The sequence below is a fragment of the Psychromonas sp. genome, from assembly GCF_983033635.1.
Genome location: NZ_CEZLMY010000040.1, coordinates 1 through 26,545 on the forward strand (window position 1 = coordinate 1; position 26,545 = coordinate 26,545).

Consider the following 26,545-nt stretch of genomic DNA (forward strand, 5'->3'; position numbering starts at 1 on the left):
AAGCTCTGCGAACCCTGGTTCTTCAGTCGCGCCTATGATATTGCGCGGTTAAAACTGCACTTCCCAATATAAAAACAGATCAATTAGTTTTGCGGAATGGTATTAGATTACAAAATTAATGCGATTGGTATTATTGAAAAAGGCTATGCTGATATGAAGGGCTGGTAAAGGTTCAGCAAGCAGGTAATGCGTGCTATTCAGTATTTAAAGAAGAGTTTAAAGGGCCCTATACAAAAAAATGAAAATTATCCTGATAAATGTACTGATTGAGAGCTGCCTCTGATTGTAGATAGCGCAATTGCTGATAATTGGGAGAAAATATATTAATTTAAATATTAATAATGTGAACTTTTTTTAATTACTGTGGACTAATGCTGTGAACTAGTTAAATTTCATAGTTTTTCCTTAGTTTTGTTTTATTTTTAGCCTCTTTGCATAGCCATATGTAAAGAGGTTTTTTTTTGCTTATTGCGTGCTTTTAGATAATGAAAATTAAGAAAAGCAGTTTGATGGTCAGCGCATAGGCATAAAAAAACCTCCGCTGGTAAGATAGGGAGGTTTGAAAAATGGCAAAAGCGTGTTTTATTGGTTAAAGCAGATCTCAATAAATGCGTTGCCATGCTCTGAGTTAAAAGGCATCAATACTTTTGAGCCATCAACTTGGTGTTTAATCGCATGATTTGGACCGGAAACAACAACTGGCGTTGCCATGCTAAACTCGTAGCCTTTTTCGCCGAGTTGGCGTTTTGCGCCACCCGCCACCATATTGGTGATTTCACCAAGCATATCAGTAATATCATCTGAGATATCGTCAACACTTTCACCAACCATTAAGCGGAAAACATTCAGAGCTAATTTTTTTTCAAAACTAATTGAAAAAGACCCTTTAGCTGTAGGCCCGACCATACCGATTAAACCTGATACATCGCCGCGTGCAATCGCATCTTTCTTAAGGCTAGGTTTTCCCGGTTTTATCTCTATTTGCGCCATTGTTTGTAGCACGTTGATAAAAGAAGATAAAAAAGGATTCACAAATTCTGCATTCATAGTTTATACACTTGTATTTATTAGTCGGGAAAGCTTATTAAAGTATACCCAAGTGGTATGAGTATAAGTGATTAATTATAGAGACAGTTATAACAAATACCATGGGCTTCTAATACTTTATTCGTAATTTGGAAGCCTGATTGTTTAGCTTGCTCCGAAAATGCGTCATCTATCACAGGATCTGTTAATCCTATAATTTTATGGCAGCTATCGCAAATCAGTAATTGCATCGGGTGTTCACAGCCAAAATGGCTACACATCAAGTAGGCATTTAGCGATTCAATACGATGAATAAAATGATTTTCTAATAAAAAGTCTAACGCACGATATATTGTGGGAGGTTTGGCATTTGCATCATGTTTTTTTAATAACTCAAGTAAATCATAAGCGCTTACTGCCCCTTTTTGCTCTGCCATCAATAGGAATACGCGTTGTCGTATCGGTGTGAAGCGAATTTTTTTTTGCTTACAAATCTCGATAGCACGTTCTAATAAAGGGTTCTGCATAACAGTGACTCACGGTTAAGATATTAAAATGGGTATTACAATTAGTTTGCTGATAAAGGCTATGCTACCACAGCGAGCGGATTACACAGAAGAAATGAATAATTGTTAGCTAGCGCTTATGGCATATTGTGTTACATATATAGCTGCTGGATTAGCCTTTTTGATCCAAAGATAATATTTGTTCCGCGATATTGTTAACGCTAAGTTATTCTAACTCTTGATCTTTTTTAGCCCAAAACCTCGCAAGCTCTTTCTTTTGAATGTATGGGGCTCTGTGTGTATGATTACCTGCTTTATTTTAACAATTGCAGCCGTTTTAAAATGGTAATTATTTACTGTTTAGTGCTGTAGAAAATAAAGCCATAATCCTGCTCGAGAAGTGCTGCAGGACGATATTAAGTGCAATTCAACACAAAATTAGCATATAGAAAAGTGAGCAATACCAATGACAAACCCAGATAACACCAATGTTTACCCATCACAACGCTTTTCCATTGCGCCGATGCTCGATTGGACTGACAGACATTGCCGATACTTCCATCGTGTAATGAGTAAAAACACACTACTGTATAGCGAAATGGTTACAACAGGTGCTATTTTATACGGTAAAGGTGATTATCTGCAAAAAGATGATGCTGAACACCCGGTCTGTTTACAGCTAGGCGGTTCTGCGCCTGTTGATTTGGCTCAAGCGGCATTAGCAGGAAAAGAGCGCGGTTTTGATGAAATCAATTTAAATGTAGGTTGTCCATCAGATCGCGTGCAAAACGGACGTTTCGGTGCTTGTCTGATGTCCGAAGCTGAGCTGGTTGGTGACGCTGTAAAAGCGATGTCTGATGCAACAGGGTTACCAGTCTCAGTAAAAACGCGTATCGGTATTGATGATTTAGATTCGTATGATTTTTTATGTGATTTTGTCAGTAAAGTTGCAGAAAAAGGCTGTGATACCTTTGTGGTGCATGCGCGTAAAGCCTGGCTGAGTGGTTTAAGCCCAAAACAAAATCGTGATGTGCCACCACTTGATTATGAGCGTGTTTATCAACTGAAAAAAGATTTTCCGCAGCTGACCATTGCGATCAATGGTGGTATTAAAACCTTAGATGAATGTGAAATACATCTGCAGCATTTAGATGGTGTGATGCTTGGGCGAGAAGTTTATGCTAATCCTTATCTGTTAAGCTCTGTTGATCAACGCCTGTTTGCTGATCAGTCAAAGATATTAACCCGTTTTGAGGTGTTGGAAAAAATGTATCCTTATATTGAGCAGCAGCTAAGTAATGGATCATATTTAAATCATATTGCGCGTCATATGTTAGGATTATTTCAAGGTTTGCCTGGTGCGCGAGCGTGGCGCCGCCATTTAAGCCAAAATGGACATCTTCCCGGCGCAGGCATTGAGGTAATGGAAAAAGCCGCCTCATTTGTTATTGAAAGTTAATTTTATTGTAAGCTAACAACATTGGAGACAAATATGAAAAAAATCGCTTTAACCGTTAGTTTGTTTATTTCATTAATCGCGCTTGCTGCTTGTAGCAGTTCATCACCAGAGTCGCAGATAGAACAAGCCAAAGTGCAAAGAAAAGTTGAGCGAATGACGGTTGTCAGTAGTGGAAAACCTGCAGATGTCTTGCCCGCTTTTACAACTTTCACTTGGAATGAGCAGTATAATCGCGTGTTATCTGCTGTTAATAATGACAATGAAAATGCCATTAAAGGTTATATTCGAGATGAATTAATTACTTACCTAGAAACAAAAGGCTATCGGTACCAGCCTGATCCGATGCAGGCCGATGTTGTTATTGGCTTTTTATTTGCTTTAGAAGATGATATTGCGGATAAAACAATTCAAGACAAATTTGGTTTAGTACCCGGTCTGAACAAAAGTATCGTGACAGATCCGCGTTACGAAAAAGGTACATTTTTGCTTGCGGTATTAGATGCTGAATTAAAAGAGGTTTACTGGCGTTCTGCAATGCAGGGGTTTATTGATTTAGAAAAAGATAAAAACGATCCAAGTACACACCGTATGCAGGCTATTTTACAGCTGATGATGGGCAGTTTCCCGAAAGCAGGGCGTTAATAGCATAAATAACAAAACCACTCTTGCAGTGGTTTTGTTATGCTAAGAGCGATCAAAATAAGCTTATAAGTTTTTGCTAAATACACCCTTGTTAAGCTGATAACCACAAGTTTGCATAAATAAAGTTAGACCGTTTTTTTCTTCCTCTTTTATATCATCTAAGTTCATTTTAGCTTCTACCACACCTTCACTTTTGAGTTGTTGTTCTACTTCACGAAGCAGGTTTTTAGCGACACCTCGACGGCGTGTTATATCGCGCACCGATAACAAGCTTAGTAGTGCTTGATTCCCAGTTGTTTGTACTTGTAATGCGCCGAGATGGCGATCATTAAACAGGGTTACATAGAGTTGAGCTTGTTCATTTTCAATAAGAGCCAGTAATGACTCTGCAGTAAGTTGATTTGCAGTAAAAAGATTTTGGTAAATCTTACCGAGATCAATTAACAGTTGTGATGAACTTTCAGGTGAAAAAACAGATAAACGCATAATTTGGATTCTTTTATTGTGTTTGTGAAGAGGCTTTAGAGTCTGTCAGGTTATTCGCTTGCTGTAATTCAGACTTCTTTTGTGACATAACTAAGCGCTGAGCTTCTGGGATCAGCAGATTAAGTGCGATAAGTTTAAAACCGCTAACTGGCTTTGTAAATTTTTGTTGAAGAAAACGGATGGTTTCCGGATAAGGATGGGCAATAATAACCACGGCTTTATTGTGCTGACTTAATTCAATCGCCCGCTGTAACTGTGCCTCCATTGCATCTTCTGTTTTAATATTATCCAAAAAAACATGGCGTCTTAATGCTGGAATACCTGATATTTTTGCGGTGCTTTCAGCAATCGTTTGCGGAGTTGTGCGACTGTCTAGAAAATATAACCCTTGCGTCTGCAGTACTTCCATTGTCCAGCGCATCGGTTTGATCTGCTCGGTTAAGGTGCTTCCCATATGATTGTTGATGCCCTGTGCATAGGGTAAAGAATGCAGTGACTGTTTGAGCTTTGCTTTAAATTCTTTCTCCTGCATATCCAGCATTAATGCACCTTTACCTAGCTTATGGTTGTCCTTTTTTGCTTGCATCGGTATGTGCAGTAATATTTCCCTACCTTGCTGGTGGGCTTTTTCAGCTAAACGGCTGGCCTGAGGGGTAAAAGGAAGAACGGAAAAGGTAATTTCTTTGGGTAGGGAAAGTGCTTGAAAGTCATTTAAACTGTAACCCATATCATCAAGCACAATCGAGAGCACGCCTATTTTTTCTGCAAAGCTAGTTTGGCTTTGCAGTAAGGCTATCAATAATATTATTAAGCTTGTCAGCCGCATCTTTATTTTCTGCTACCTGTGTTTTGACTATCTTAACTTTAGAGTAATTACTCAGGTCGTTGCCATTTAAGCTTATTTCCGCGTTGAAAAATGCTCATTTAAACGACTAAACTGCGCTTTTTAGCCTTGAACTCAGCATAAATGGCTTAGCCCTGAGCATTTACAGCTTTGCTTTATAAAAACACTTCAAATCATTGGAGTGCTGAGTAGTTACACTTTAGATTATTATCTGCGCTTTTTAAGCCACTTTATCGGATCTTGTGCTTTGCCTTTATGGCTGAGTTCAAAATAGAGGCTGTTTTTATCCTGTCCGCCACTGTGACCTGCCAGTGCGATTGCATCACCTTGGAAAACGATATCACCCGTTTTTTGTAATAATGTTTGATTGTATCCGTAAAGCGTAATGTAATTATCACTGTGATCGAGCGCGATTACCATACCGTAACCTTTAAAGTATCCGGCAAATAAAACGCGGCCTGTTGCAACTGCACGTACTTTTTCACCTTCATTGGCGGCAATGGCAATCCCTTTCCATTTTACCTGGCTGCTGCGTTGGCTGCCAAAAGTGGATAAAACTTTACCGCGAATTGGCCATTTTAATTGCCCTTGTTGTTTGGCAATACTGGAGTGGCTTTGATCATCTTTTTTGAGTGTTATTTTTTTGTTCGCTTTAGCTTTCGCGGCTGCTAATTCACGTTCTTGGCGTGCTTCTCTCTCTTTTGTCAGTTTTACTTTTAAGCTTGCTTCTGCATCATTAAGCTGAGCAAGGCGTGCATTTTGATAATTTAAATCCTGTTTTAATTCTTGTAGTGCTTTTGTTCGCTGTGCGCGTTGTTCTATTAATTCTTCTTTTATCGCTTTTTGTTGTTTATGCATTGTCTCTAAAGCAAGTAGCGAATCGGCTTGCTCTTCTCTATTTTTATCAAGCTGAACCTGCGTATTTTGCAGTGTCTCAATACTTTCTAAGCGTGCTTTATTAAGGTAAAAGTAGTAACTTTTTGCGCGAATTATTTGGCTGAGATCTTCTTGATTGAGTAATAATTTGATTAGATCATTTTGTCCGGCCATATAGGCGCTGATTAGCTGCTGCTCAAGCAGTTTTTGCTGTTTTATTTTATCTTCTTGGAGAGTGACCGTTTGTTCTTTCAAATTTGCTAAGCGGGTTCTTTCAACTGCGATCGCTTCTTCTGTTTGTTGCACCTGCAGTACAGCAGCTGCCGTTTGCTGTTCTGAGGCGGCAACGAGTTCTTCTAATGCTTGCTGCTCTTTAGTTTGTTGAACCTGGCTGCTTTTACTTTTTTTTATCTGCTTTTGAATAGTTGATAGATCATTGGCTGCAAAACTGCTTTGCAGTGGCAGGCTAAAAATAGATAGCAAGAATAAGCCGTTAAGGAAAACTGCTTTAATGTTGATATTTTTGCAAAGATTTATGCTGTTCATCAATTTTCTACACTTATTTTGTAACAATTCAGTATTTAGAAATTCTACCCACTTTATAAAGATAAGTTGAGTGAAATAACTAAATACTGAGCTATTAATACTATTTAAATGAAATAAGTGGCGTACCTGACATTTCTGCAGGGATTTCCATATCCATTAATTTCAGCATCGTTGGTGCCAGATCACACAAACGGCCATCTTTTGCAATATCAGCATCACGACCAACGTAGATCAACGGTACTGGCAAGTTAGTATGTGCAGTATGGATGCCTCCAGTTGCCGGATCGATCATCTGTTCTGCATTACCGTGGTCGGCAGTGATTAAACACTCACCATCTACTTCTTTCAGTGCAGCTACAACTTCACCGACACAACTGTCAACGGCTTCACAAGCTTTCACAGCTGCATTGTAAACACCAGTATGACCAACCATATCGCCATTCGGGTAGTTACAGATAATAACGTCGTATTCACAGCTCTTGATAGCAGCTACTAATTTCTCAGTCAGTTCTACTGAGCTCATTTCAGGCTGCATATCATATGTTGCAACAGCAGGTGAGTTGATAAGGGTACGTTTTTCACCGGCGAATTCATCTTCAACACCGCCGTTAAAGAAGAAAGTAACGTGTGCGTATTTCTCAGTTTCTGAAATACGTAGTTGTGTTTTACCATGATTGGCTAGCCATTCACCTAGTGTATTAGTTAATTCTTCACTTTGGAAAGCCGCAGGTGCTGTAATGTCAGCTGCAAATTCAGTTAATGTAGCAAAGTTAATATCTGGTGTTGCTGCTCGTTCAAAACCGGAGAAGTTTGCATCAGTGAAAGTGTAAGTTAATTCTCGCGCACGGTCAGCACGGAAGTTTAAGAATAAAACTGCATCACCATCTTGAATAGCTGCTTTTTCGCCAATTACAGTTGCTTTTACAAACTCATCATTTTCGTTACGAGCGTAAGCATTCTCTAAACCAACAAGCGGACAGTCTGCTGTGTATTCTGATTTCGCTTGTGTTAATAAGTCATATGCTTCTTCAACACGTTCCCAGCGGTTATCTCGATCCATTGAGTAGTAACGGCCTACTAATGTTGCAGTACGGCCAACGCCAACTTCTGCATACTTTTCTTCAAATTTAGCCAGAGTGCCTGCCGCGCTGCGTGGTGGTGTATCACGACCGTCCAAGAATGCGTGTACTAAAATCTCTTTTGCACCACGTTTAGCTGCTAATTCAATCGCAGCTAAGATATGACTGTCATGGCTGTGTACGCCGCCTGGTGAAGCAAGACCCATAATATGAACTGCTTTACCTGCTGCAACTGCTTTATCAACCGCTGTAACAAAAGCTGCATTTTCAAAAAAATCACCGTCAAGGATAGATTTCGTTACTTTAGTTAGGTTTTGGTAAACCGTACGACCAGCACCAATATTTGTATGGCCTACTTCAGAGTTACCCATTTGACCGTCAGGTAAACCAACATCCATACCAGATGCTGAAATAAGATCGTTTGCGTAATCTTTACATAGTTGATCAAGCACTGGTGTATTAGCATTTGCTACAGCGTTGTCTGGCATATTTGGGCGGTATCCCCAGCCATCCATAATTAATAAAACGAGTGGTTTTTTAGCATTAGTCATATGAAACCTCTTTGACATTAATATTTAAGATATGGAGATAGATTTTACAACATTCATTGTCGTTGTCACTGAAAAAGCCTGTATACAACTCAATAGTGAGTAAAATTGCCTAAATTTCCCCATTTTATAGCTAAGGATAAAAGTCTTTGCCTTTTCTTCTCTGTTTCACAAGGTATACTCATTGCAAAATTTTCCTAACGCTACAGAGATGAACCTAAATTATGCAAGAATATATAGATTTTTTTTCCAATAATCCGATGTTATCAATTGCATGGCTAGTGATTGCCGTTATGCTGGTGCATAGTCTTGTAAAAGATAAATTAACGGGTGTAAAAAGTGTCACTACGCAACAAGCGACATTAATGATTAATAAACAAAATGCCATTATTGTTGATGTTCGATCGTCTGATGAATACAAAAAAGGGCATATTATAGACGCAAAAAATATAACTCTGTCACAAATTGAGCAAGGAAACTTCACAGAGATTGAAAATCATAAAGAGACCCCCATTATACTAGTCTGTGAATCAGGTGCTCGTGCTTCAAGTGCTGCAGCTAAATTGCTTAAAGCTGGTTTTACTCAAGTAAATAACCTGCTTTCAGGCATGAGTGGTTGGACATCTGAAAATTTACCAACCACAAAGAAATAAATATGAGCGCAGTGATTATATATACAACAACTTGGTGTCCTTATTGTATTAGAGCTAAAAAGTTGTTGGATAATAAAAAAGTTAACTACACCGAGATTAATGTCTCTAAACCAGCTGTTCGCGCTAAGATGGTTGCACTAACTGGGGGAACAACTGTTCCGCAGATTTTGATTGATAATCAAGCTCTGGGTGGTTGTGACGAACTTTATGCCTTAGAACGAAGTGGCAAACTTGATAAATTACTAGAAAAGTAACTATTAAGCAGAAATAATAAACTGCAGTAGTTATTCAATAATATAAATAACCTTATAAGGGATTAACAATGTCAGAAGAACAGACTCAACAACAAATTGAATTTAATATCCAACGTGTATATGTAAAAGATATCTCTTTTGAGTGCCCAAACTCTCCAACTATCTTTAAAAAAGAGTGGGCGCCTGAAGTATCAATGGATATCGATACAAAAAGCACAAAATTAGAAGAGGGTGTATTTGAAGTTGTTTTATCTTTAACAACAACTGCAAAAGTTGGTGAAGACGTTGCATTTTTATGTGAAGTTCAACAAGCGGGTATTTTCTCTGTTGGTCAGTTAGAAGGCGCGCAAATGGCACATTGCTTAAACGCATTTTGTCCGAACATCTTATTTCCGTACGCACGTGAAGCTGTGGCAAATCTTGTTACTCGTGGTACTTTCCCACAGTTAAACCTTGCGCCAGTTAACTTTGATGCACTTTTCCAACAAGCAATTCTAAGTAAACAAGCTGAAGCAAGCAAAGAAGCTGAAGCAGCTAAATTAGACTCATAGTCTAAATTAAATAGGTATTTAAATGGCAGATAAAACAGCCATTACAGTATTGGGGGCGGGGTCATATGGCTCCGCCCTTGCTGTATCTTTGGCACGAAATGGTCACCCAACACTGATTTGGGGGCATGAAGAAGATCATATTGAGCGCCTGCAAAAGGATCGCGAAAATAAAGAGTTTTTACCCAATATTGACTTTCCTGAACTATTAACTGCGGAAGTTGATCTAGCGACTTGCTTAGCTTCAACACGCAATATTTTACTGGTTGTACCAAGCCATGTGTTTGCAATTGTATTACAGCAAATAAAGCCATTTCTCAGACCTGAACATCGGATTGCCTGGGCGACAAAAGGGTTAGAAGCGCAGACTGGACGTTTATTGCAAGAAGTTGCCACTGATATACTGGGGGAAAACTACCCGTTAGCGGTTATTTCCGGGCCAACCTTTGCGATGGAAGTGGCAAAAGGTTTACCGACTGCGGTTGCAGTTGCGGGTACCCAAGAGCAGTTTACTCAGGATCTGGCGGATCTATTCCATAATAAGCGCAATTTCAGAGCATATATTTCAGATGATTTTACGGCGGTACAATTAGGTGGCGCGGTTAAAAATGTCATTGCTATTGGTGCCGGCCTAGCTGACGGGTTAGGTTTTGGAGCCAATGCTCGTACTGCTCTTATCACACGCGGCTTAGTTGAATTAACACGCTTAGGTGTCGCGCTTGGTGCAAAAGAATCTTCATTTATGGGGATGGCAGGTTTAGGTGATTTAGTTTTAACCTGTACTGATAACCAATCGCGTAATCGTCGTTTTGGACTTGCTTTAGGTCGAGGTAAGGGCATTGAAGAAGCGCAAATTGAAATTGGTCAAGTGGTCGAAGGTTACCGTAATACTGAAGAAGTTTATAACTTAGCCGGTCGCGTAGGCATTGAGATGCCGATATGTGAACAAATCTATTACGTACTTTATCAAGGTAAAGGCGTGAAAGAGGCCGCGATGGATTTATTGTCTCGTAGCAAAAAAGGTGAATAACTTCTGACCTTTTGCAAAATCATCAGATACCCTTTTTACAAGGGTATTTTTTTGTCTCAAATAAAAAAGGCTTCGAGTAAGAAGCCTTTTGCAATTTCCTAACGCCTTTATATTACGACTCTTGTAAAATATTCAGCATACGGCGAAGTGGCTCTGCGGCTCCCCACAATAATTGGTCACCGACTGTAAACGCACTTACATATTCAGGGCCCATTGCAAGTTTACGGATACGGCCGACAGGTACGCTTAATGTGCCTGTTACTTTTGCTGGAGACAGCTCTTGTACGGTAATATCACGTTCATTTGGGATCACTTTAACCCACTCATTGTGAGACGCTAAAATATTTTCGATTTCAGCAACAGAAACATCTTTTTTCAGTTTCATGGTGATTGCTTGACTATGGCAGCGCATTGCGCCAATTCGCACACATAAACCGTCGATTGGTGTCTGATTATCACTCGTGCCTAATATTTTGTTCGCTTCAACTTGTGCTTTCCACTCTTCTTTACTTTGACCTGAAGGCATCGGCACATCAATCCAAGGGATCAAACTGCCCGCTAAAGGTGCACCAAACTGCTCTGTCGGCAGGGCATCACTGCGGATATGTTCAGCAACTTGCTGATCAATTTCTAAAATTGCAGAAGCAGGATCTGCCAGTTTATCAGCAACAACGTCTTTAATTGAGCCCATTTGGCTAATTAATTCACGCATGTTACGTGCACCAGCACCAGAAGCCGCTTGATAAGTATGCGGTGTTACCCACTCAATAAGGTCCTGCTCAAACAGACCACCAAGTGCGATTAATAATAATGAAACGGTACAGTTACCACCTACGTAAGTTTTAACTCCATCCGTTAAACCTTGTTTGATAACATCTTTGTTTACAGGGTCTAATACAATAATGCTGTCGTCTTTCATACGTAGTGAAGATGCAGCATCAATCCAGTAACCATTCCAACCAGCCGCGCGCAGTTTAGGGTAAACTTCGTTGGTGTAATCGCCACCTTGACAGGTTAAAACGATATCCATTTTTGCCAACTCTTCGATAGCGAAGGCATCTTTTAATGTATCTGTTGGTTTACCTATTTCAGGTGAAGCCAGGCCTACTTGTGAGGTGGTGAAAAACACAGGCTCAATCGTTGCAAAATCATTTTCATCACGCATTCTTTGCATAAGCACAGAGCCAACCATACCGCGCCATCCAACTAAACCAACTTTTTTCATGGTCCAACATTCCTTAAAGTTTAAAAAGAGAAAAGAGTATTCGGTTAATCATTAACCTAGTGTTGAATTTACCATTATCAGGTTTGTTCTGGCTAGTTTTTTGACTGATCTAGATGAATAAATATGCAGAAAAACAGGAACACTATTTAAGCGATCCTAGAATTTTGTTTTTTTTATTAAAAATAGTTATACCAATTCCACTAATTAAATGAATAGATAATTAGTGGATTTGGTATTAGATGCTGTAATCGTAAATTGTTGGAATTGGCAAGCGTTTGTGTTGTGTGCGTAAATAGATAGCGATCAGTTTATCTTCAATCTCTTGAGGTACTTGCTTGCCCTCTAAAAAATCATCAATTTGATTGTAGGTCATGCCAAGTGCGACTTCATCTTCGAGTTGCGGTTTATCTTCTTCTAGGTCTGCAGTCGGTGCTTTTTCTACCAATAGTGCTGGTGCACCGAGATGTTTGGCTAAGGCGCGTACTTGGCGTTTATTTAAACCGAATAAAGGGGCTAAATCACATGCGCCATCGCCATGTTTCGTGTAAAAACCGGTAATGTTTTCTGCACTATGGTCAGTGCCGACCACTAAACCGCCCGTTAAACCTGCAATTTCATATTGTGCAATCATACGCATACGCGCTTTAACATTGCCTTTAACAAAATCCAAATTGCTGTTTTCAGAAATATCAACTTGGCTGTTTTGCAGCGCAGCGATAGTACTTTCATGGATGCCATCTGCACCTGTTTGTACATTAACCGAGACACAATGTGACGGTTGGATAAAGCGCAATGCTAATTGTGCTTCATCTTCATCTTTTTGCACGGCATAAGGCAAACGTACGGCAATAAACTGATATTTATCACTGTTCTCTGCTTTATTAAGTTGCTCAATCGCCAATTGGCATAAACGGCCTGCTGTACTTGAATCAACACCACCACTGATACCTAACACTAGGGTATAGCAAAAAGCTTGTTGCAGTTTAGTTTTGATGAAGTCGATGCGACGCTGAATTTCGTTATCAATATCGATGCTCGGTAAAACACGCATCTCTTGTAATATTTTTTGTTTCATTAAAACGGCCTATTATTTGCTGGTTAATCATCTGCATTAAGATTATGCAAAAAAGTGCTCATTTTTTATAGTGAAAACAGATATTAATCTCAGTATTTTATGTTTTTGCTAATTATTTCATATTAATTAATGTAAAAAACAGTGCATTGCTATTTTCTTATTCGTTCTGATTAGAAAGTCCGTTAAAATAAGTGCTTCATTATACTATTTATTAAGGTTTCAATTATGTCTTTAAGTGTTGTTATTCTTGCTGCTGGTAAAGGCACGCGTATGTGTTCTGCTCTTCCAAAAGTACTTCATAAAATTGCAGATAAACCAATGGTGCAACATGTTATTGATACCGTTAAAGGCATTGGCGCAGAGAATATACACCTGATTTATGGTCACGGTGGTGAGCAGATGCAGGAGAAAATCTCTGAAGAGCATTTAAATTGGATTAAGCAGACTCAGCAATTAGGAACTGGTCATGCGATGCAAATTGCGCAACCTCATTTTAAAGAAGATGAAAAAATATTAATGGTTTACGGTGATGTACCACTGCTTTCGGCAGAAACGTTACAACGCTTAATTGCAGCCCAACCTGAAGATGGTATCGGGTTATTAACGGTCGAGTTAGAAAACCCTACAGGATATGGGCGTATTGAACGTGTAAATGGTGATGTGGTGGGCATAGTTGAACAGAAAGACGCTACTCAAGCACAATTAGATATTAAAGAGATAAATACGGGGATTTTGGTTGCAAATTCTCAAGATCTATCTCGTTGGTTACCCGCATTAAGTGATGATAATGCCGCTAATGAATATTACATCACCGATATTATTAAAATGGCACACCAGGAAGGGCGTGTTATCCGTGCAGTTCATCCTGAAAGTGCAGTGGAAGTGGAAGGTGTCAATACACGCTTACAACTTGCTCAATTAGAGCGTTCATACCAGCTACAAAAAGCCAATGAATTGTTATTATCTGGTGTAATGTTACGTGATCCAGCCCGTTTTGATCTGCGTGGTGAGCTGACCTGCGGTCAAGATGTTGAAATTGATATCAATGTGATTATTAAAGGCAAGGTTAATTTGGGTGATGGTGTCGTAATTGGGGCAAACTGTATTTTAATCGATTGTGATATTGAAGCTAATGCTGAAATTGCACCTAATTCCATTATTGAAGCTAGTCAAGTTGGTGAAAATGCGACGATCGGTCCATTTGCGCGTATTCGCCCTGAAACTGTTATCGAAAAAGAGGTGCATATTGGTAACTTTGTTGAGATAAAAAAATCAACACTTGGTAACGGCACTAAATGTGGGCATTTAAGTTATATTGGCGATAGTACATTAGGCCGTAACGTTAATATTGGCGCCGGCACTATTACTTGTAATTATGATGGTGCGAATAAATTCCATACCAATATTGGTGATGATGTTTTTATTGGTTCAGACTGCCAGTTAATTGCGCCTGTTACTGTCGGTAACGGTGCAACTACAGCTGCCGGTTCGACAATTGTTAGTGATGTACCAGCTAATGCACTAGCTGTTTCGCGTACTAAGCAGCGTAATATCAACGGCTGGCAGCGACCAACGAAAAAGAAATAATAATAACCCGGGGTGAACTTCTGTTTTGCCCCATTTTCTCTTTTTTCCCTCTTACCCCAATCCGTTTAATTAAACCAATCGCATTAACTGGCTTATCTTCAGGGCATAAAAAAGGGTGCTAAACAGCACCCTAGATTTAAAAATTAATATAAAGAACGACTAATTAGTTCTTTTTAATTTTCAACTGACGTTTACAAACATAAACATTTTCAAGGTGTTTCAGTGTTTCAGCCGGCATACCTTTTGGTAATTCAATTGTTGAGTGATCATCACTTACTTTGATGTCACCAATGAAACGACTGTTGATATCTGCTTCATTAGCAACTGCACCGACAATGTTTTTAACTTGCACACCGTGCGAACGGCCAACATCTAAGCGGTAAGTTTCTAATTCAACATCTGTTGGGCGTCCACGACCGCGTGGTTTATCACCACCGCGATCATTGCGATCATTGCGATCATTGCTAGCATTACGATCACGTCCACGATCACCACGATCATTACGATCACCGCGATCGCTACGATCACGACGTCCACGATCATTACGATCACCACGGTCAAAGCTGCGATCATTTGAACGAGGCTCAACAAACTTCTCTTCAACAGGCTGTAATGGTTTATCTTTTTGCGCCATATATAGAAGCGCAGCAACTAAATCTAATTCTTCAAGCTCACTGTTGTTTTCAATCTGTTCGAATAAAGTGCGGTAGAAAGAAAGATCTTCGCTTTCACATACTGCAGCAACTTGTGTTTCAAAGTTTGCAATACGGGTTTTGGTGACTTCATCATGTGTCGGCAGATCCATGATGGCGATTTTTTGGCGAGTAGCACGTTCAATAGCTTGTAATAAGCGACGCTCACGCGGGGCTGCGAATAAAATCGCTTTCCCTTTACGGCCAGCACGACCGGTACGACCGATACGGTGAACATAAGACTCTGTATCTGTCGGGATATCGTAGTTCACAACCAGGCTTATACGTTCTACATCCAGACCACGAGCCGCAACATCTGTTGCCACTAATATATCTAAACCACCCGATTTTAAACGTGCAATAGTACGTTCACGCGTTTGCTGGTTCATATCACCGTTTAAGGCAGCACTGCGGTAACCGCGCGCTTCTAAACGTTCAGCTAACTCAACCGTTGCTGTTTTAGTGCGAGCAAAGATAATTACGCCATCAAACTCTTCAGTTTCAAGCATACGTGTTAAGGCATCAAGTTTATTTACACCACGGACAATCCAGCATTTCTGTTCGATGTTTTCAACTGTTGAAGTTTTAGCTTTAATCTTAACTTCAGTCGGGTTGTTCATGTAACGTTTAGTAATGCGTTTGATTTGATCTGGCATTGTTGCTGAGAAAAGTGCAGTTTGACGTTTCTCAGGCATCTCTTTCATGATCGTTTCGACATCATCAATGAAACCCATACGTAACATTTCATCCGCTTCATCAAGCACTAGTGTCGTTAGGTTTGAAAGATCTAGTGTTTTACGTTTGAGGTGATCCATTATGCGACCTGGCGTACCGACAACAACTTGAGGGCCACGTTTCAATTGATTGAACTGAATGTTGTAGCTTTGACCACCGTAAATTGGCATAACATGGAAACCACGTAAATGACGGGCATAAGTTTGAAATGCTTCTGCTACTTGAATAGCAAGTTCACGCGTCGGCGCTAATACTAATACTTGTGGTTTTTTCGATGTAAGATCAATGTTAGCTAATAAAGGTAATGCGAATGCCGCCGTTTTACCTGTACCTGTTTGTGCAAGACCTAATACATCTTTGCCTTCCAATAGGAGAGGAATACATTGAGCTTGGATAGGTGATGGCGTTTCGTAACCTAATTCAGAAACGATATTATTAAGTGCTTCTGGTAGGTTTAAATCTTTAAAGTTAATTGCTAGTTCTGTTTGTTCTGTGTTTGTTGACTCTGACATAGTGGCCTCATGAGTTCAGTTTAAATCTGTATTTAAGGCGTAACTTAAATACACTAAATTCAGCCTATACCTACGTCACATCAATCATTCCAGTTAAGTTACTGAAATCATCTATTAATTCTCGCGTTATTAACCGCGTAAGTAGGTAAAATCTGAATATTCGCATTGTTTAAAGGGTGATCCTTTTGCGAGGGTGGCGCATTCTACTCGATCTGCTCACTAAATGCTCGTGTTATTTTGATGTCGCGCCCAAAATTACAAGAAAAAAGGTGCTCCTGTCCTGTTTTGAAATAAAAAACTTGCCAATCTTTTTTTTGCTATAAACGTTATAAATATTTTTAATAGCTAGCACTTTTGAGTCATAACATGCTGAGTGTGCAGGCGTTACTTTATTTTAAAGATAAAATTATTCTATTTTCCCTATCGTTGCTTTGTTTATCCCTATTAATCGTTACTTATCTGAAGAATGGTGCTAATCAGGAATCTATATAATTCAGTTTAAAACTCATTATTTATTTAAATCTATCGATAAGCTGCTGATTACATAGGTGAATTAACCTTTAAGAGAAATAAACATTTACCTGGTTTAGGGGGCGTAGAAGCAAGGAGGAGGACTAATGGTTGAAGTCACATTATTGTACTATATGTTTTTCCGGATAATAATTACTAATAGTTAAGGAATGTAACTGTGGTTAATGCACAAAAAGCGTTGCAAGTTTGGATTCATATGCCAGCGACCTTTAATCGTCGTGTGGGTGTGTTGAGTAAATCTAATAATCCCTGGAACAGTGTCTTTTTAAAACAACTGAAACGTGCTAAATCTTTAGGAGTTGATGCGGTCATTTTACCTATTAGCTGGCGAATTGTTGAACCCTATGGGCCAAATGGTGCCGAGCAGCAAGCTAATTGGGAAAGTTACCGGCAGGTGATTGATATCTGCATTAAGCACGGGCTAAAAGTTATTCCAGAGTTTCATTTTGCGGCAACTGGTTTAAAAGATTCAGGCTTGTTAAACCTGCTACCAGACTGGTTGTGGGGGCTGTTGATTAAAGAGTTATCCGATGATGCGACTGAAAGTATTAAATATATTGATAGTTATGGCCAAGATAGTTTTGCAGCAACATCTTTGTGGAGTGATGAGCTGGTCTTGCCATATTTTGAGCGTTTATTATCTGGTTTCCAGCAGCACTTTTCGGATCTCTCTGAACATATTCCCCATATTAATTTAGGCGCAGGACCTGAAGGAGAGCTGCGTTATCCTTTTCTGGGGCTTTATAGTGAAGGCCCTGATTTTATTCAGCTTCCTTGTTTTAGCGTTGCGGCCAAAGCGGATTTCAAGCAGTTTATTGAGCGGCAGGCGCTAACTGAGCCGGCACTTAAAGAGCAATATTTATATCAGCAACTAATGAGCGATGATTTTTTCGATCAGCAGCTAAGTTATTTACAAACTTCGCATCAAGAGCTCGAGAGTGCGAGTGATGCGTTTAATTATTTTATTCGCTGGTATCATCAGAGTCTTATCGACCATGGCCAGCGATTACTTGCTCTGGCCGATAGCGTATTTAACAAGCAATGGCAAAAAACCACACTTGGTTTACGTTTTGCGCTTCATTTACCTGAGCTTAAAAACAGTGCTGAAGTAGCTGAATTGCTGTCAGGATTATCACCACAGTTATTTGCAGATCAGCAAACACAAAAAAACAACTGGCATCACAGCTTTAACCGTTTACTTAACGGGCCTTGGAAGTCCCGTACTCGTTTACTTATTTGCGGGTTGGATGAGTTAACTCAGCAAAATCATTCTGCACTTATCTCAGCAGCTCAAGATCTTAATATTCAACTTATTACTGAAAATAGCCAACAGGTGAAATTAGACCAGCACACTGAATGGGAAAAGTTATTAAAAAGAGTAATGAAGCAAGATACATTCTGTGGTTGGAGCTTGCGTGATTTGGATATTTTGAGTGAGGATGATGGTATCGGCTGTGCTCGATTGCGTCAGTTTGGGCGGTTGAAATATGCGCAGGGGCAGTACCAAGGCTCTGCTCGTAAGTCTTTCCGAGTAATGGCGCCTTTGCACTTAAAAGTAGCGAATCAAAAGCAGTTGCTTGATGAGGAAAATTGGCAGTTATTTGCCCAAGAACTTAATGTTCTGCGTGAAGCTGGCGTCACGGCGGTTTCAACGGATCTGTGGTGGGGACTTATTGAGGGGCGCCATCCAGGTGAGTTTGACTGGAGTTATTATGATCGGCTTGTTGAGGTGCTTGAAGATAATAATATGCATTGGGTGCCCATTTTGTCCTTTCACCAGGCGGGTGGTAATGTTAATGACGATTTTAATCAGACCATTCCTTTATGGTTATGGGGTAAATTACTCGAGCAACATCAGGACATTGAGTCTGTTCGCGATCTGCAGTATGTAAGCGAAACAGGTGATGCCTCAATGGAGTATGTTTCATTGTGGGCCGATCCTTATGTATTGCCTTATTATTTAGCTTTTGTGCAGGCATTCCGAGATCATTACCGGGAACAAGCGCATCTGATTGACGAAATAAATATCAGTATGGGGCCTGCAGGAGAATTACGTTATCCAAGCTATAATGCGCATGACTGGGGGGACTACCCTAACCGTGGAACGTTACAGTGTTACAGCCCGCTTGCACAGCGCGATTGGCTGACCTATCTGCGCAATAAATTCAGCACGATTGCGGCACTTAACTTTACCTTTGGTACGCAGCATCGTAGTTTTGATGAGATCACTATGCCGAGTGCCGATAGTTTATTTGAGAACAAAAAATATATTTATAGTGCGTGGGGTAGAGAGTTACTGATCTGGTATAACGCAAAGCTGGTACAGCATGGACGTCAGGTTCTTGATGGTGTGTTAAAACTCTTTACAGATAGTGATTATATTAATGTTCCGATAGGGATTAAAATCCCAGGTATTCATTGGGAAATTAGCGATCCTAAAATGCCGCGTGCGGCTGAAATATCAGCGGGATTAATTCGAGTACACCCAAATCTGAACCATAAAAATGCAGGTGAATATTTACAGTTGCTAAAAGGGATCATCCCTGAAGAGTATTTATCGCGAGTGGTCGTTCACTTTACCTGTCTGGAGATGATAAACAAAGATCATGAGGGTTATTCCCGAGCAGAAGATCTGGTCAACTGGATGGCAGATGCGGCCCATGAAGCCGGAGTCGAGTTAATGGGAGAGAACGCACTGGCTGGTGAACTTTATGGCGAACAGGGGTGGCAGCAGATGGAACGGGCGTTAACCCGTAACCCAGGGTATGGCGGAATCACCTTGTTACGGATGCAGAACTTCTTTGATGAGAGTAAGCTTCCTCTGGCGCAGCTTAAATCTCTGGTAAACAGATCTATCTAACTGTTAATCTAATTGCAGTAAACGAGAGTATCTTTATAAAATATACTCTCGTTTTTTGCGGGCAGGCGTCAAGATCACTACTACTAGTTTTAAACTTATTTATAAAATGAGTGATCGCCACTTTGATGCTCGGTGATATCACGAACTGCATTTAATTCGCCAGAAAACTCTTCTAAAAGTTCCTTCTCGATTCCTTCTTTTAAGGTTAAATCAACCTGAGAACAACCGTTACAACCACCGCCAAATTCAATAATTGCAACATTATCATCAGTAATTTCAATCAGTTTAATAAAACCACCGTGACTGGCTAATTGTGGGTTTATTTGCACCTGAATAACATATTCAACACGTTCAAGTAATGGAGCATCATCCTTTACTTTACGCATTTTTGCGTTAGGTGCTTTAAGCGTTAGCTGTGTCCCCGTTTCTTCTTCGACCAAGTCGATAAAAGCTTCTTCTAAAAAGGCCTGGCTAACGTCATCAACTAGCGCGTCAAATCCATCAAAGTTTAATCGCATATCACTGCCTTCAACCGCTTCTGGAGGGCAGTACGAAACGCCGCACTCAGCTTTTGGCGTACCTGGGTTAATAACAAACACACGAATGCCTGTGCCTTCTTTTTGTGGTTCAAGTAACTTTTTAAAATGTGCTTGTGCAACAGGAGTGATTTCAATCATTATTTCGCCTTAATCTTGAGTCATTTACTCAGGCATTATAGCGGGGATTAATACTAAGAAGAAAGTAAAGAGTGTAGATTATTTTAAATACAGCTTATTTATCTGTTCTTTTGTGCAGGTAATGCTGTTCTGCAGATGCACCAAACATCAATTTGTTTAACACCTGCCTGTAATAAAAGTTGGCATAAACTGTTTACAGTTGCACCTGTGGTTACCACATCATCAATAATGACAATGTAAGTACCTTTTAAGGTATTTACTCGATCGGGGGTAATTGAAAAGGCATTATTTAGGTTTTTCTTTCTTTTTTGTAAAGAGAGTCCCTCTTGAGCCGTGGTCTGCTTATGGCGCTTGACCGTTTCAAGCAAAATAGGAATGGTCAGTTGCTTTGATATTAGATGGCTAAGCAGCTGTGTTTGATTAAAACCACGTTGTCTCTGTTTTTTATGATGTAATGGAACAGGCAGTAAATAATCAATTTGTTGAATCTCAGTATTGGTGAAATGTCGGGTGATTGATTGAGTTATCAATTGCCCCAACAATTCACCTGCAAGCAAGTTCTTTTTATATTTAAGTTGTTTTATTAATATTGAAAAAGGTACTTGATAATCAGCTAGTGCATGCAGTTGCGTAAATAGGTGTGATTGTTTTATACAGTCCCCGCAAAATGGTTGCGATATTAGTAGCGATAAACCGCAATGTTGACAACAGGATCTTGGTTTCAACAAGACTTTTTGGCAATGCTCGCAGATAAGTTTATCATTGCTTGGTAAATGGCATAACAGACATTGAGCGGGTAACATAAGCTCAATAAGGCGCCTAAATTTTTGTTGTATTAATTGCAAAGCTGAATTCAAGAGCTTTAACCTGAACAAAGAGAGAAACCGTGAGTATAGAACAAGCAGTGCATTGTCGAGTTATTGGTCAAGGCGAAAATCTAGTGTTATTGCATGGCTGGGGAGTGAATTCGGTTGTTTGGGAGCCAGTTGTTGAGCAGTTAAGTCAGCATTTTCGTTTGTACTTGGTTGATTTACCAGGATTTGGGGAAAGCAAAGGCTTATCGGAATATACACTACAAACAATTATTGAAGCCATTCTTGAAGTGCTGCCTGAACGAGCGACTTGGTGTGGTTGGTCGCTAGGTGGTTTAGTGGCAACCTATGCCAGTTATATTTATCCTGAAAAAGTAACTAAATTAATTCAAGTTTGCAGCTCTGTTAAGTTTGTTAGCGAAGCGAGTTGGCCGGGGGTTGAATCTTCTGTTTTTGATAATTTCAAGCTTGGTCTGCAGGCAAACAGGGATAAAACATTAGGGCGTTTTATCGGCATTCAAGCGATGGGCTGCGCGAGTGCTCGTAAAGATGTATCAACCTTGAAAAAACTTCTAGCAGAGACAGAGCAAGCTGATACAAAAGCTTTATTAGCAGGTTTAGATCTGCTTAATGAGAGTGACCTGCGCGAAGAATTTGCTCAGATTGTTGTGCCATGTTTATCACTTTTTGGTCAGTTTGATAGCCTGCTGCCCTTGCAAACAAGTATCAATATGCATCAACTGTTACCTGATGCGGAACAAAAAGTATTTAAAAATTCGGCACATGCGCCATTTATTAGTGAAACAGATAAATTTAATCAAAGCGTAATAAATTTTATACTTGATTAAATATTAACCAATTACTTTATTTCTGTTAAGATAGTGCCATACTTTTTATGTAGGGTATGTGTTTAACTATTGAAGGTAATAAGGTGATTTATGGATGTTCGTTCTGCTTACAGTTCTGGTCTGACTGGCTTTCTAGATGCATCTGCTCAGCTGAGTAACGCAAGTTCTCGGATCGCCCATGCGGGTATTGCAGAAATAGGTATGACGGAAAATCAGGAGCCATCGGAGAGTCGATCTCCATCTGCTGAGCGAGCACCCATTTCTTTAACCACTGAGTTGGTTAATTTAAAGGTTGCAGAGTTTCAAGCGAAAGCATCAGCAAAAGTTATCAGTACTGCTGATGAGATGCTCGGCACATTAATTAATACCAGCGTTTAAGATTAACCATTATGGTTAATATCAACGCGCATCTTCCTCCCGCTATTGCTGTTCCGTTTCATCCGCCAACGGAAAGCTTACAGCGTGATAATTTAATCAAACCGGTTATTCCAAAAACAGAGATCATCTCCTCTTATACAAAAATGCGCGACGAGGAGAGCCGCACCCAATTTTCAGATCAAGCGCGCGGCATCATTCAAGATGAAGGTAAGCAGAGTGCAGATCAACCTTCACATCAAAACTCTTCATCAGATCAAAGGCGTTCTCAATTTTTTGTTCGGCGAGGGGAGCTTTTTACTTCTGACTCAGAGAGTGGCGATACGCAATTAGTTGCCATTAAGGATTTTAAACTGGTTATTTCAGTTATTCAGGCGCGATATAAAAATGCGGTCAGTCCATTGCCCGATCCGAAAATCTCTTATGCAATATAGTGATATTGCCTTTTAGTTTAAGTCTGGCGCTGTAAAAAGTGGAGATAGATTGAATTACAGCAGCGATTTACAATCGTTACGTAATTCAATCATTTTTAGCAAGAAAGATTAATGGCAGCTGCCACAACAACCTTCTGGAGCAGCTTCTTCCTTTTTCTTTTCATGACCATGGCCGCCACAACAGCTTTCACCTTCAGCATGTTTGCTGGTATCACCACCACAGCACTCATGATCTGCTTTTTCTTCATGATCATGACCGCCACAACATCCGCCATTCTGGTGGATATGGCCGTGTTCTAGCTCTTCCGCCGTTGCTTCTCGAATGCCGACAACTTCACCGACAAACTGCAAAGACATACCTGCAAGCGGGTGATTTGCATCAATACTGACGTTTTCTTCAGTAACTTCTGTTACTTCAACTGTACGAGGGCCTTGATCGGTTTCTGCCTGAAATGACATGCCAACTTCAATCTCATCCACACCTTCAAATAAAGAGCGCGGAACTTCCTGTACTAGTGCTTCTTGGAATGGACCGTATGCTTGTTCTGGCTCTAGTTTGATATCAAATTTATAACCGGCCTCTTTACCTTCTAATTCAGTTTCCAAACCTGGAACTAAATAATTTGAGCCTTGAATATATTCAAGTGGTGCGCCATTCTCTGTACTATCTAACGCATTACCATCAACTTCAGCAACACCAAAGTGGATTGAAACCACTAAATCATTTTTAATTTTCATTGTATTTCTCACTATTATTAATTTTTTCAATCATCAGAAGGATCAAATAAACCGATCATCTGTTCAAATTGACGCGTCGCGGCGGTTGCTTGTTTTGGCGTTTGGGTTTGAGTGTAACCACATTGCACACAAGTTAGCGTTTCAAGTGTATTTTCTAATGTCAGCGCAACAGTGTCAAGTGTGTTGCATTTTGGACACCTTGCGCCGGCAATAAAACGCTTTTTTGTTTTTGATAAGACCATTTCAAGCATCTATATAGTTAATGATTTGCCAATGGTAAACAAATAACGTTTCATTAACAGTGGCTATGGCTCAACTTTGCAAAGTCCGCTATTATCCCTCCTATTTTTTTGCCTTATCTTTAGATTGAGAAATTTTATTTATGATTGTTGCTAGTAATATTGAATTCATACGTGGCGGTAAGCCTTTACTGGTAAATGCCAGTGCAACAATTAATCCGCGTCAAAAGGTCGGTTTAGTTGGGGCAAACGGCTGTGGTAAATCGAGTTTTTTTACTCTGTTAAAGAATGAAAGCCACGTTGATAATGGTGATATAACAATTCCGGCTCATTGGCGTATTGCTTGTGTGGCACAAGAAACGCCTGCATTAGATAAAAATGCATTGCAGTATGTGATTGATGGCGACAGTGAGTTTAGATTGCTGCAACAAAAACTCAGTGATGCCGAAAGTAAAAACGATGGCACTAAGATCGCCGAAATGCATATCCTGCTCGATAATGCCGGCGGGTATACTATCGAATCACGGGCAGCGGAATTACTTGCTGGTCTAGGATTTTCACAGCAGGCGCAGGGGCGTTCCGTGAGTGATTTTTCAGGTGGTTGGCGTATGCGTTTAAACTTAGCGCAAGCGCTGCTTTGTCCTTCCGATCTCCTATTGCTTGATGAGCCAACCAATCACCTTGATTTAGATGCCGTAATTTGGCTAGAAAAATGGTTACGCCAATATGACGGAACATTAGTGTTAATATCACATGACCGTGACTTTATTGATTCCGTAGTGGATAAGATAATTCATATTGAGCAGCAACAACTTCATGAATACACCGGTAATTACACAAGTTTTGAACGTCAACGTGCAGAAAAGTTGGCACAACAGCAAAGTTCATATGAAAAGCAGCAAAAACAAATAAGTCATATGCACAGTTATATCGACCGTTTTCGTTATAAAGCGAGTAAAGCAAAACAAGCGCAAAGCCGTATTAAAGCGCTTGAAAAAATGGAAGAGCTATTACCTGCACATATAGATAGTCAGTTTAGTTTTTCGTTTAGAGAGCCCGACGCATTGCCGATGCCACTATTAACCTTAGAAAAGGTAAGTGCTGGTTATGATGATCTGCTTATCCTCGATCAAATTAAATTAAACCTAGTGCCGGGAAGCCGTATCGGATTGTTAGGGCGAAATGGCGCAGGTAAATCAACACTCATTAAATTGTTATCAAATGAGCTAACACCGGTTTCAGGTAAGTTAGAGATTAATCCAAATGCCAAGATTGGTTATTTTGCACAGCACCAATTAGAATTTTTGCGTTTAGATGAAACGCCGCTTGATCATTTATCGCGTCTGGCACCAGAAGAAAAAGAGTTACCTTTACGAAACTTCTTAGGTAGTTTTGGTTTCCAAGGAGATAAAGCCCTAGAGAAAGTAGCACCATTTTCAGGTGGCGAGAAAGCACGCTTAGTCTTAGCGCTGTTAGTGTGGCAAAAACCCAACCTGTTATTACTCGATGAGCCAACTAACCACCTTGATTTAGAGATGCGTCATGCTTTAACTTTAGCATTACAAGAATTTGAAGGAGCGATGGTGGTTGTTTCGCATGACAGGCATCTATTACGAACAACAACAGATGACTTGTATTTAGTACACGACCAGAAAGTTGAACCTTTTATTGGTGATTTAGATGATTATCATCAATGGTTATCTGAGCAACAGCGAATTGAAAAGCAACCAGCTCAACATATTGAAAAAAACAGCTCGCCCAACGTTAACCGTAAAGAGCAAAAACGTCTTGAAGCAGAATTTCGCAAAAAATTAACGCCTTATAAAAAACAGTTAACGAATACAGAAAAGTTAATGGACAAATTTAGTCTGCAGCTTGAAGATCTTGAAAAGAAGCTTACAGATTCTTCATTATATGAACATTCTGAAAAAGCGCGTTTAACTGAATTGTTAAAAAATCAGAGAGAAATTAAAGAGCTGCTTGAAGAAGCGGAAATGAACTGGATGGATGCGCAAGAAGCCATTGAACGAATGCAAGCTGAATTTGAAGTGGAAATTTAACAACTTGAGTTTTAAATTTGTCTTGTCCATAATCACGTAAAATAACCGCAATATAATAAGGAAAGATGATGAGTTTTGAAACTAATGAATATTTCGATGGTAATGTACAATCAATTGCATTCCAAAGTGAAACATTGCCAGCAACAGTTGGTGTAATGGAAGTCGGTGATTACACATTCGGCACAGATGCTAAAGAGTACATGACAGTGGTAAGCGGTGATTTAACGGTAAAATTGCCTGGTGCCACGGAGTGGAAAACATTTAATGCGGGTGAAACATTCGAAGTAGAAGCAAATGTGAGCTTTGATGTTAAGGTAAAAGTACAAACTGCATACCTTTGTCTTTACGAAAAATAGCAGTAACAAAGATTAATGATAAAAAAAGGAGCGAAAGCTCCTTTTTTTATGGCTGCAATTTGGAAAAACGCCACTCCAGGCTAATAAAGATATAACCACTGAAGAAAATAATCATATCCAGCAGTTAAAAAAGCATCGTTATTTAGATGATAAATAGGCGTATTGACTGTTAAATAATCGCTTGCTCATTTAATTGAAATAAATACAAATAAACACTTGCCAATGCTTCTTCAATCCCTATAATGCGACCCCACAGACACGGGGCACAACGCCTAATGACTGAGAACGAAAG

General features: G+C 39.8%; 26 protein-coding genes and 1 pseudogene. 13 read left to right on the top strand and 14 right to left on the bottom strand.

Annotation, left to right across the window (positions count from 1 at the left end; genetic code table 11):
- Nucleotides 1–582: 582 nt before the first annotated feature.
- Nucleotides 583–1,047 (bottom strand): chemotaxis protein CheX, encoded by a 465-nt coding sequence (locus AC4GME_RS07665; protein WP_490377766.1) that lies wholly within the window; start codon nucleotides 1,045–1,047, stop codon nucleotides 583–585.
- Nucleotides 1,048–1,118: 71 nt separating this feature from the next.
- Entirely contained in the window at nucleotides 1,119–1,553 is a 435-nt protein-coding gene (locus AC4GME_RS07670) for a transcriptional repressor (RefSeq protein ID WP_490377765.1), read from the bottom strand.
- A gap of 445 nt (nucleotides 1,554–1,998) precedes the next feature.
- Between AC4GME_RS07670 and dusA the strand changes: the two genes are divergently transcribed.
- Nucleotides 1,999–2,991 (top strand): tRNA dihydrouridine(20/20a) synthase DusA, encoded by a 993-nt coding sequence (gene dusA, locus AC4GME_RS07675; RefSeq protein WP_490379201.1) that lies wholly within the window; start codon nucleotides 1,999–2,001, stop codon nucleotides 2,989–2,991.
- Nucleotides 2,992–3,024: 33 nt separating this feature from the next.
- Entirely contained in the window at nucleotides 3,025–3,633 is a 609-nt protein-coding gene (locus tag AC4GME_RS07680; protein ID WP_490378675.1) for a DUF4136 domain-containing protein, read from the top strand.
- 63 nt (nucleotides 3,634–3,696) lie between these two features.
- Here AC4GME_RS07680 and panM read toward each other — a convergent pair whose 3' ends face one another.
- The 4 genes from panM to gpmM all read right to left on the bottom strand — a co-directional run bounded on the left by panM (nucleotide 3,697) and on the right by gpmM (nucleotide 8,015).
- Nucleotides 3,697–4,119: an aspartate 1-decarboxylase autocleavage activator PanM gene (gene panM / locus AC4GME_RS07685; RefSeq protein ID WP_490378674.1), complete on the bottom strand. Its 423-nt coding sequence runs from the start codon at nucleotides 4,117–4,119 to the stop codon at nucleotides 3,697–3,699.
- Between the two features lie 13 nt (nucleotides 4,120–4,132).
- Nucleotides 4,133–4,945 (bottom strand): divergent polysaccharide deacetylase family protein, encoded by an 813-nt coding sequence (locus AC4GME_RS07690; RefSeq protein ID WP_490378673.1) that lies wholly within the window; start codon nucleotides 4,943–4,945, stop codon nucleotides 4,133–4,135.
- Nucleotides 4,946–5,170: 225 nt separating this feature from the next.
- Nucleotides 5,171–6,322, bottom strand: a complete 1,152-nt coding sequence (locus AC4GME_RS07695; protein WP_490379202.1) for a murein hydrolase activator EnvC family protein — start codon at nucleotides 6,320–6,322, stop codon at nucleotides 5,171–5,173.
- A 163-nt stretch (nucleotides 6,323–6,485) separates the two neighbouring features.
- Nucleotides 6,486–8,015, bottom strand: a complete 1,530-nt coding sequence (gene gpmM / locus AC4GME_RS07700; protein WP_490377819.1) for a 2,3-bisphosphoglycerate-independent phosphoglycerate mutase — start codon at nucleotides 8,013–8,015, stop codon at nucleotides 6,486–6,488.
- A 221-nt stretch (nucleotides 8,016–8,236) separates the two neighbouring features.
- Here gpmM and AC4GME_RS07705 point away from each other — a divergent pair, with 221 nt between their 5' ends.
- The 4 genes from AC4GME_RS07705 to gpsA all read left to right on the top strand — a co-directional run bounded on the left by AC4GME_RS07705 (nucleotide 8,237) and on the right by gpsA (nucleotide 10,497).
- Nucleotides 8,237–8,665: a rhodanese-like domain-containing protein gene (locus AC4GME_RS07705; RefSeq protein ID WP_490377820.1), complete on the top strand. Its 429-nt coding sequence runs from the start codon at nucleotides 8,237–8,239 to the stop codon at nucleotides 8,663–8,665.
- Between the two features lie 2 nt (nucleotides 8,666–8,667).
- A complete protein-coding gene (gene grxC, locus AC4GME_RS07710) occupies nucleotides 8,668–8,919 on the top strand; it encodes a glutaredoxin 3 (protein ID WP_490377821.1) in 252 nt (83 codons plus the stop codon).
- Between the two features lie 68 nt (nucleotides 8,920–8,987).
- Nucleotides 8,988–9,470, top strand: a complete 483-nt coding sequence (gene secB / locus AC4GME_RS07715; protein ID WP_490377822.1) for a protein-export chaperone SecB — start codon at nucleotides 8,988–8,990, stop codon at nucleotides 9,468–9,470.
- 22 nt (nucleotides 9,471–9,492) lie between these two features.
- Nucleotides 9,493–10,497 carry an NAD(P)H-dependent glycerol-3-phosphate dehydrogenase gene (gpsA, locus tag AC4GME_RS07720; protein ID WP_490377823.1) on the top strand — a complete coding sequence of 335 codons (1,005 nt, stop codon included), beginning with the start codon at nucleotides 9,493–9,495 and terminating at the stop codon, nucleotides 10,495–10,497.
- Between the two features lie 112 nt (nucleotides 10,498–10,609).
- Here the strand turns inward: gpsA and asd are convergent, their stop codons facing one another.
- Nucleotides 10,610–11,722 (bottom strand): aspartate-semialdehyde dehydrogenase, encoded by a 1,113-nt coding sequence (gene asd / locus AC4GME_RS07725; RefSeq protein ID WP_490377824.1) that lies wholly within the window; start codon nucleotides 11,720–11,722, stop codon nucleotides 10,610–10,612.
- A gap of 235 nt (nucleotides 11,723–11,957) precedes the next feature.
- Nucleotides 11,958–12,797 carry an NAD(+) synthase gene (gene nadE, locus AC4GME_RS07730; RefSeq protein ID WP_490376867.1) on the bottom strand — a complete coding sequence of 280 codons (840 nt, stop codon included), beginning with the start codon at nucleotides 12,795–12,797 and terminating at the stop codon, nucleotides 11,958–11,960.
- A gap of 225 nt (nucleotides 12,798–13,022) precedes the next feature.
- Between nadE and glmU the strand changes: the two genes are divergently transcribed.
- On the top strand, nucleotides 13,023–14,384 hold the full coding sequence (gene glmU, locus AC4GME_RS07735) for a bifunctional UDP-N-acetylglucosamine diphosphorylase/glucosamine-1-phosphate N-acetyltransferase GlmU (protein ID WP_490376866.1): 1,362 nt from the start codon (nucleotides 13,023–13,025) through the stop codon (nucleotides 14,382–14,384).
- Nucleotides 14,385–14,547: 163 nt separating this feature from the next.
- Here the strand turns inward: glmU and AC4GME_RS07740 are convergent, their stop codons facing one another.
- Nucleotides 14,548–16,323 (bottom strand): DEAD/DEAH box helicase, encoded by a 1,776-nt coding sequence (locus AC4GME_RS07740; RefSeq protein ID WP_490376865.1) that lies wholly within the window; start codon nucleotides 16,321–16,323, stop codon nucleotides 14,548–14,550.
- Nucleotides 16,324–17,011: 688 nt separating this feature from the next.
- On the opposite strand from AC4GME_RS07740, the gene AC4GME_RS07745 reads away from it, so the two are divergent.
- Nucleotides 17,012–19,714 (top strand): family 14 glycosylhydrolase, encoded by a 2,703-nt coding sequence (locus AC4GME_RS07745; protein WP_490376864.1) that lies wholly within the window; start codon nucleotides 17,012–17,014, stop codon nucleotides 19,712–19,714.
- Between the two features lie 95 nt (nucleotides 19,715–19,809).
- On the opposite strand, the gene nfuA is transcribed toward AC4GME_RS07745, so the two are convergent.
- From nfuA to AC4GME_RS07760, 3 genes and pseudogenes are all read right to left on the bottom strand, one after another.
- Complete coding sequence (gene nfuA, locus AC4GME_RS07750) at nucleotides 19,810–20,391, bottom strand: Fe-S biogenesis protein NfuA (protein ID WP_490376863.1); 582 nt, start codon at nucleotides 20,389–20,391, stop codon at nucleotides 19,810–19,812.
- A 98-nt stretch (nucleotides 20,392–20,489) separates the two neighbouring features.
- Nucleotides 20,490–20,930, bottom strand: coding sequence for a ComF family protein (locus AC4GME_RS07755; protein ID WP_490376868.1), 441 nt, complete (start codon nucleotides 20,928–20,930; stop codon nucleotides 20,490–20,492).
- Nucleotides 20,931–21,056: 126 nt separating this feature from the next.
- Nucleotides 21,057–21,194: pseudogene (locus AC4GME_RS07760) on the bottom strand (double zinc ribbon domain-containing protein); the annotation flags it as partial.
- Nucleotides 21,195–21,277: 83 nt separating this feature from the next.
- On the opposite strand from AC4GME_RS07760, the gene bioH reads away from it, so the two are divergent.
- The 3 genes from bioH to AC4GME_RS07775 all read left to right on the top strand — a co-directional run bounded on the left by bioH (nucleotide 21,278) and on the right by AC4GME_RS07775 (nucleotide 22,860).
- Nucleotides 21,278–22,051, top strand: a complete 774-nt coding sequence (gene bioH / locus AC4GME_RS07765; protein ID WP_490376862.1) for a pimeloyl-ACP methyl ester esterase BioH — start codon at nucleotides 21,278–21,280, stop codon at nucleotides 22,049–22,051.
- 90 nt (nucleotides 22,052–22,141) lie between these two features.
- On the top strand, nucleotides 22,142–22,429 hold the full coding sequence (locus AC4GME_RS07770; RefSeq protein ID WP_490376861.1) for a flagellar basal body rod C-terminal domain-containing protein: 288 nt from the start codon (nucleotides 22,142–22,144) through the stop codon (nucleotides 22,427–22,429).
- A gap of 11 nt (nucleotides 22,430–22,440) precedes the next feature.
- Complete coding sequence (locus AC4GME_RS07775; protein ID WP_490376860.1) at nucleotides 22,441–22,860, top strand: hypothetical protein; 420 nt, start codon at nucleotides 22,441–22,443, stop codon at nucleotides 22,858–22,860.
- Nucleotides 22,861–22,968: 108 nt separating this feature from the next.
- On the opposite strand, the gene slyD is transcribed toward AC4GME_RS07775, so the two are convergent.
- Together slyD and AC4GME_RS07785 are read right to left on the bottom strand one after the other, a co-directional pair.
- Complete coding sequence (slyD, locus tag AC4GME_RS07780) at nucleotides 22,969–23,598, bottom strand: peptidylprolyl isomerase (protein WP_490376859.1); 630 nt, start codon at nucleotides 23,596–23,598, stop codon at nucleotides 22,969–22,971.
- Nucleotides 23,599–23,624: 26 nt separating this feature from the next.
- Nucleotides 23,625–23,840 (bottom strand): YheV family putative zinc ribbon protein, encoded by a 216-nt coding sequence (locus tag AC4GME_RS07785; protein WP_490376858.1) that lies wholly within the window; start codon nucleotides 23,838–23,840, stop codon nucleotides 23,625–23,627.
- A 140-nt stretch (nucleotides 23,841–23,980) separates the two neighbouring features.
- Between AC4GME_RS07785 and AC4GME_RS07790 the strand changes: the two genes are divergently transcribed.
- Together AC4GME_RS07790 and ppnP are read left to right on the top strand one after the other, a co-directional pair.
- Entirely contained in the window at nucleotides 23,981–25,897 is a 1,917-nt protein-coding gene (locus AC4GME_RS07790; RefSeq protein WP_490376857.1) for an ABC transporter ATP-binding protein, read from the top strand.
- Between the two features lie 68 nt (nucleotides 25,898–25,965).
- On the top strand, nucleotides 25,966–26,253 hold the full coding sequence (gene ppnP / locus AC4GME_RS07795; protein WP_490376856.1) for a pyrimidine/purine nucleoside phosphorylase: 288 nt from the start codon (nucleotides 25,966–25,968) through the stop codon (nucleotides 26,251–26,253).
- Nucleotides 26,254–26,545 lie beyond the last annotated feature (292 nt).

Bases quoted from the DNA above. Each gene is read 5' to 3' on its own strand.
- AC4GME_RS07665 (WP_490377766.1), bottom strand. From the start codon at position 1,047: ATGAATGCAGAATTTGTGAATCCTTTTTTATCTTCTTTTATCAACGTG.
- AC4GME_RS07670 (WP_490377765.1), bottom strand. From the start codon at position 1,553: ATGCAGAACCCTTTATTAGAACGTGCTATCGAGATTTGTAAGCAAAAA.
- dusA (WP_490379201.1), top strand. From the start codon at position 1,999: ATGACAAACCCAGATAACACCAATGTTTACCCATCACAACGCTTTTCC.
- AC4GME_RS07680 (WP_490378675.1), top strand. From the start codon at position 3,025: ATGAAAAAAATCGCTTTAACCGTTAGTTTGTTTATTTCATTAATCGCG.
- panM (WP_490378674.1), bottom strand. From the start codon at position 4,119: ATGCGTTTATCTGTTTTTTCACCTGAAAGTTCATCACAACTGTTAATT.
- AC4GME_RS07690 (WP_490378673.1), bottom strand. From the start codon at position 4,945: ATGCGGCTGACAAGCTTAATAATATTATTGATAGCCTTACTGCAAAGC.
- gpmM (WP_490377819.1), bottom strand. From the start codon at position 8,015: ATGACTAATGCTAAAAAACCACTCGTTTTATTAATTATGGATGGCTGG.
- AC4GME_RS07705 (WP_490377820.1), top strand. From the start codon at position 8,237: ATGCAAGAATATATAGATTTTTTTTCCAATAATCCGATGTTATCAATT.
- grxC (WP_490377821.1), top strand. From the start codon at position 8,668: ATGAGCGCAGTGATTATATATACAACAACTTGGTGTCCTTATTGTATT.
- secB (WP_490377822.1), top strand. From the start codon at position 8,988: ATGTCAGAAGAACAGACTCAACAACAAATTGAATTTAATATCCAACGT.
- gpsA (WP_490377823.1), top strand. From the start codon at position 9,493: ATGGCAGATAAAACAGCCATTACAGTATTGGGGGCGGGGTCATATGGC.
- asd (WP_490377824.1), bottom strand. From the start codon at position 11,722: ATGAAAAAAGTTGGTTTAGTTGGATGGCGCGGTATGGTTGGCTCTGTG.
- nadE (WP_490376867.1), bottom strand. From the start codon at position 12,797: ATGAAACAAAAAATATTACAAGAGATGCGTGTTTTACCGAGCATCGAT.
- glmU (WP_490376866.1), top strand. From the start codon at position 13,023: ATGTCTTTAAGTGTTGTTATTCTTGCTGCTGGTAAAGGCACGCGTATG.
- AC4GME_RS07740 (WP_490376865.1), bottom strand. From the start codon at position 16,323: ATGTCAGAGTCAACAAACACAGAACAAACAGAACTAGCAATTAACTTT.
- nfuA (WP_490376863.1), bottom strand. From the start codon at position 20,391: ATGATTGAAATCACTCCTGTTGCACAAGCACATTTTAAAAAGTTACTT.
- AC4GME_RS07770 (WP_490376861.1), top strand. From the start codon at position 22,142: ATGGATGTTCGTTCTGCTTACAGTTCTGGTCTGACTGGCTTTCTAGAT.
- AC4GME_RS07775 (WP_490376860.1), top strand. From the start codon at position 22,441: ATGGTTAATATCAACGCGCATCTTCCTCCCGCTATTGCTGTTCCGTTT.
- slyD (WP_490376859.1), bottom strand. From the start codon at position 23,598: ATGAAAATTAAAAATGATTTAGTGGTTTCAATCCACTTTGGTGTTGCT.
- AC4GME_RS07785 (WP_490376858.1), bottom strand. From the start codon at position 23,840: ATGGTCTTATCAAAAACAAAAAAGCGTTTTATTGCCGGCGCAAGGTGT.
- AC4GME_RS07790 (WP_490376857.1), top strand. From the start codon at position 23,981: ATGATTGTTGCTAGTAATATTGAATTCATACGTGGCGGTAAGCCTTTA.
- ppnP (WP_490376856.1), top strand. From the start codon at position 25,966: ATGAGTTTTGAAACTAATGAATATTTCGATGGTAATGTACAATCAATT.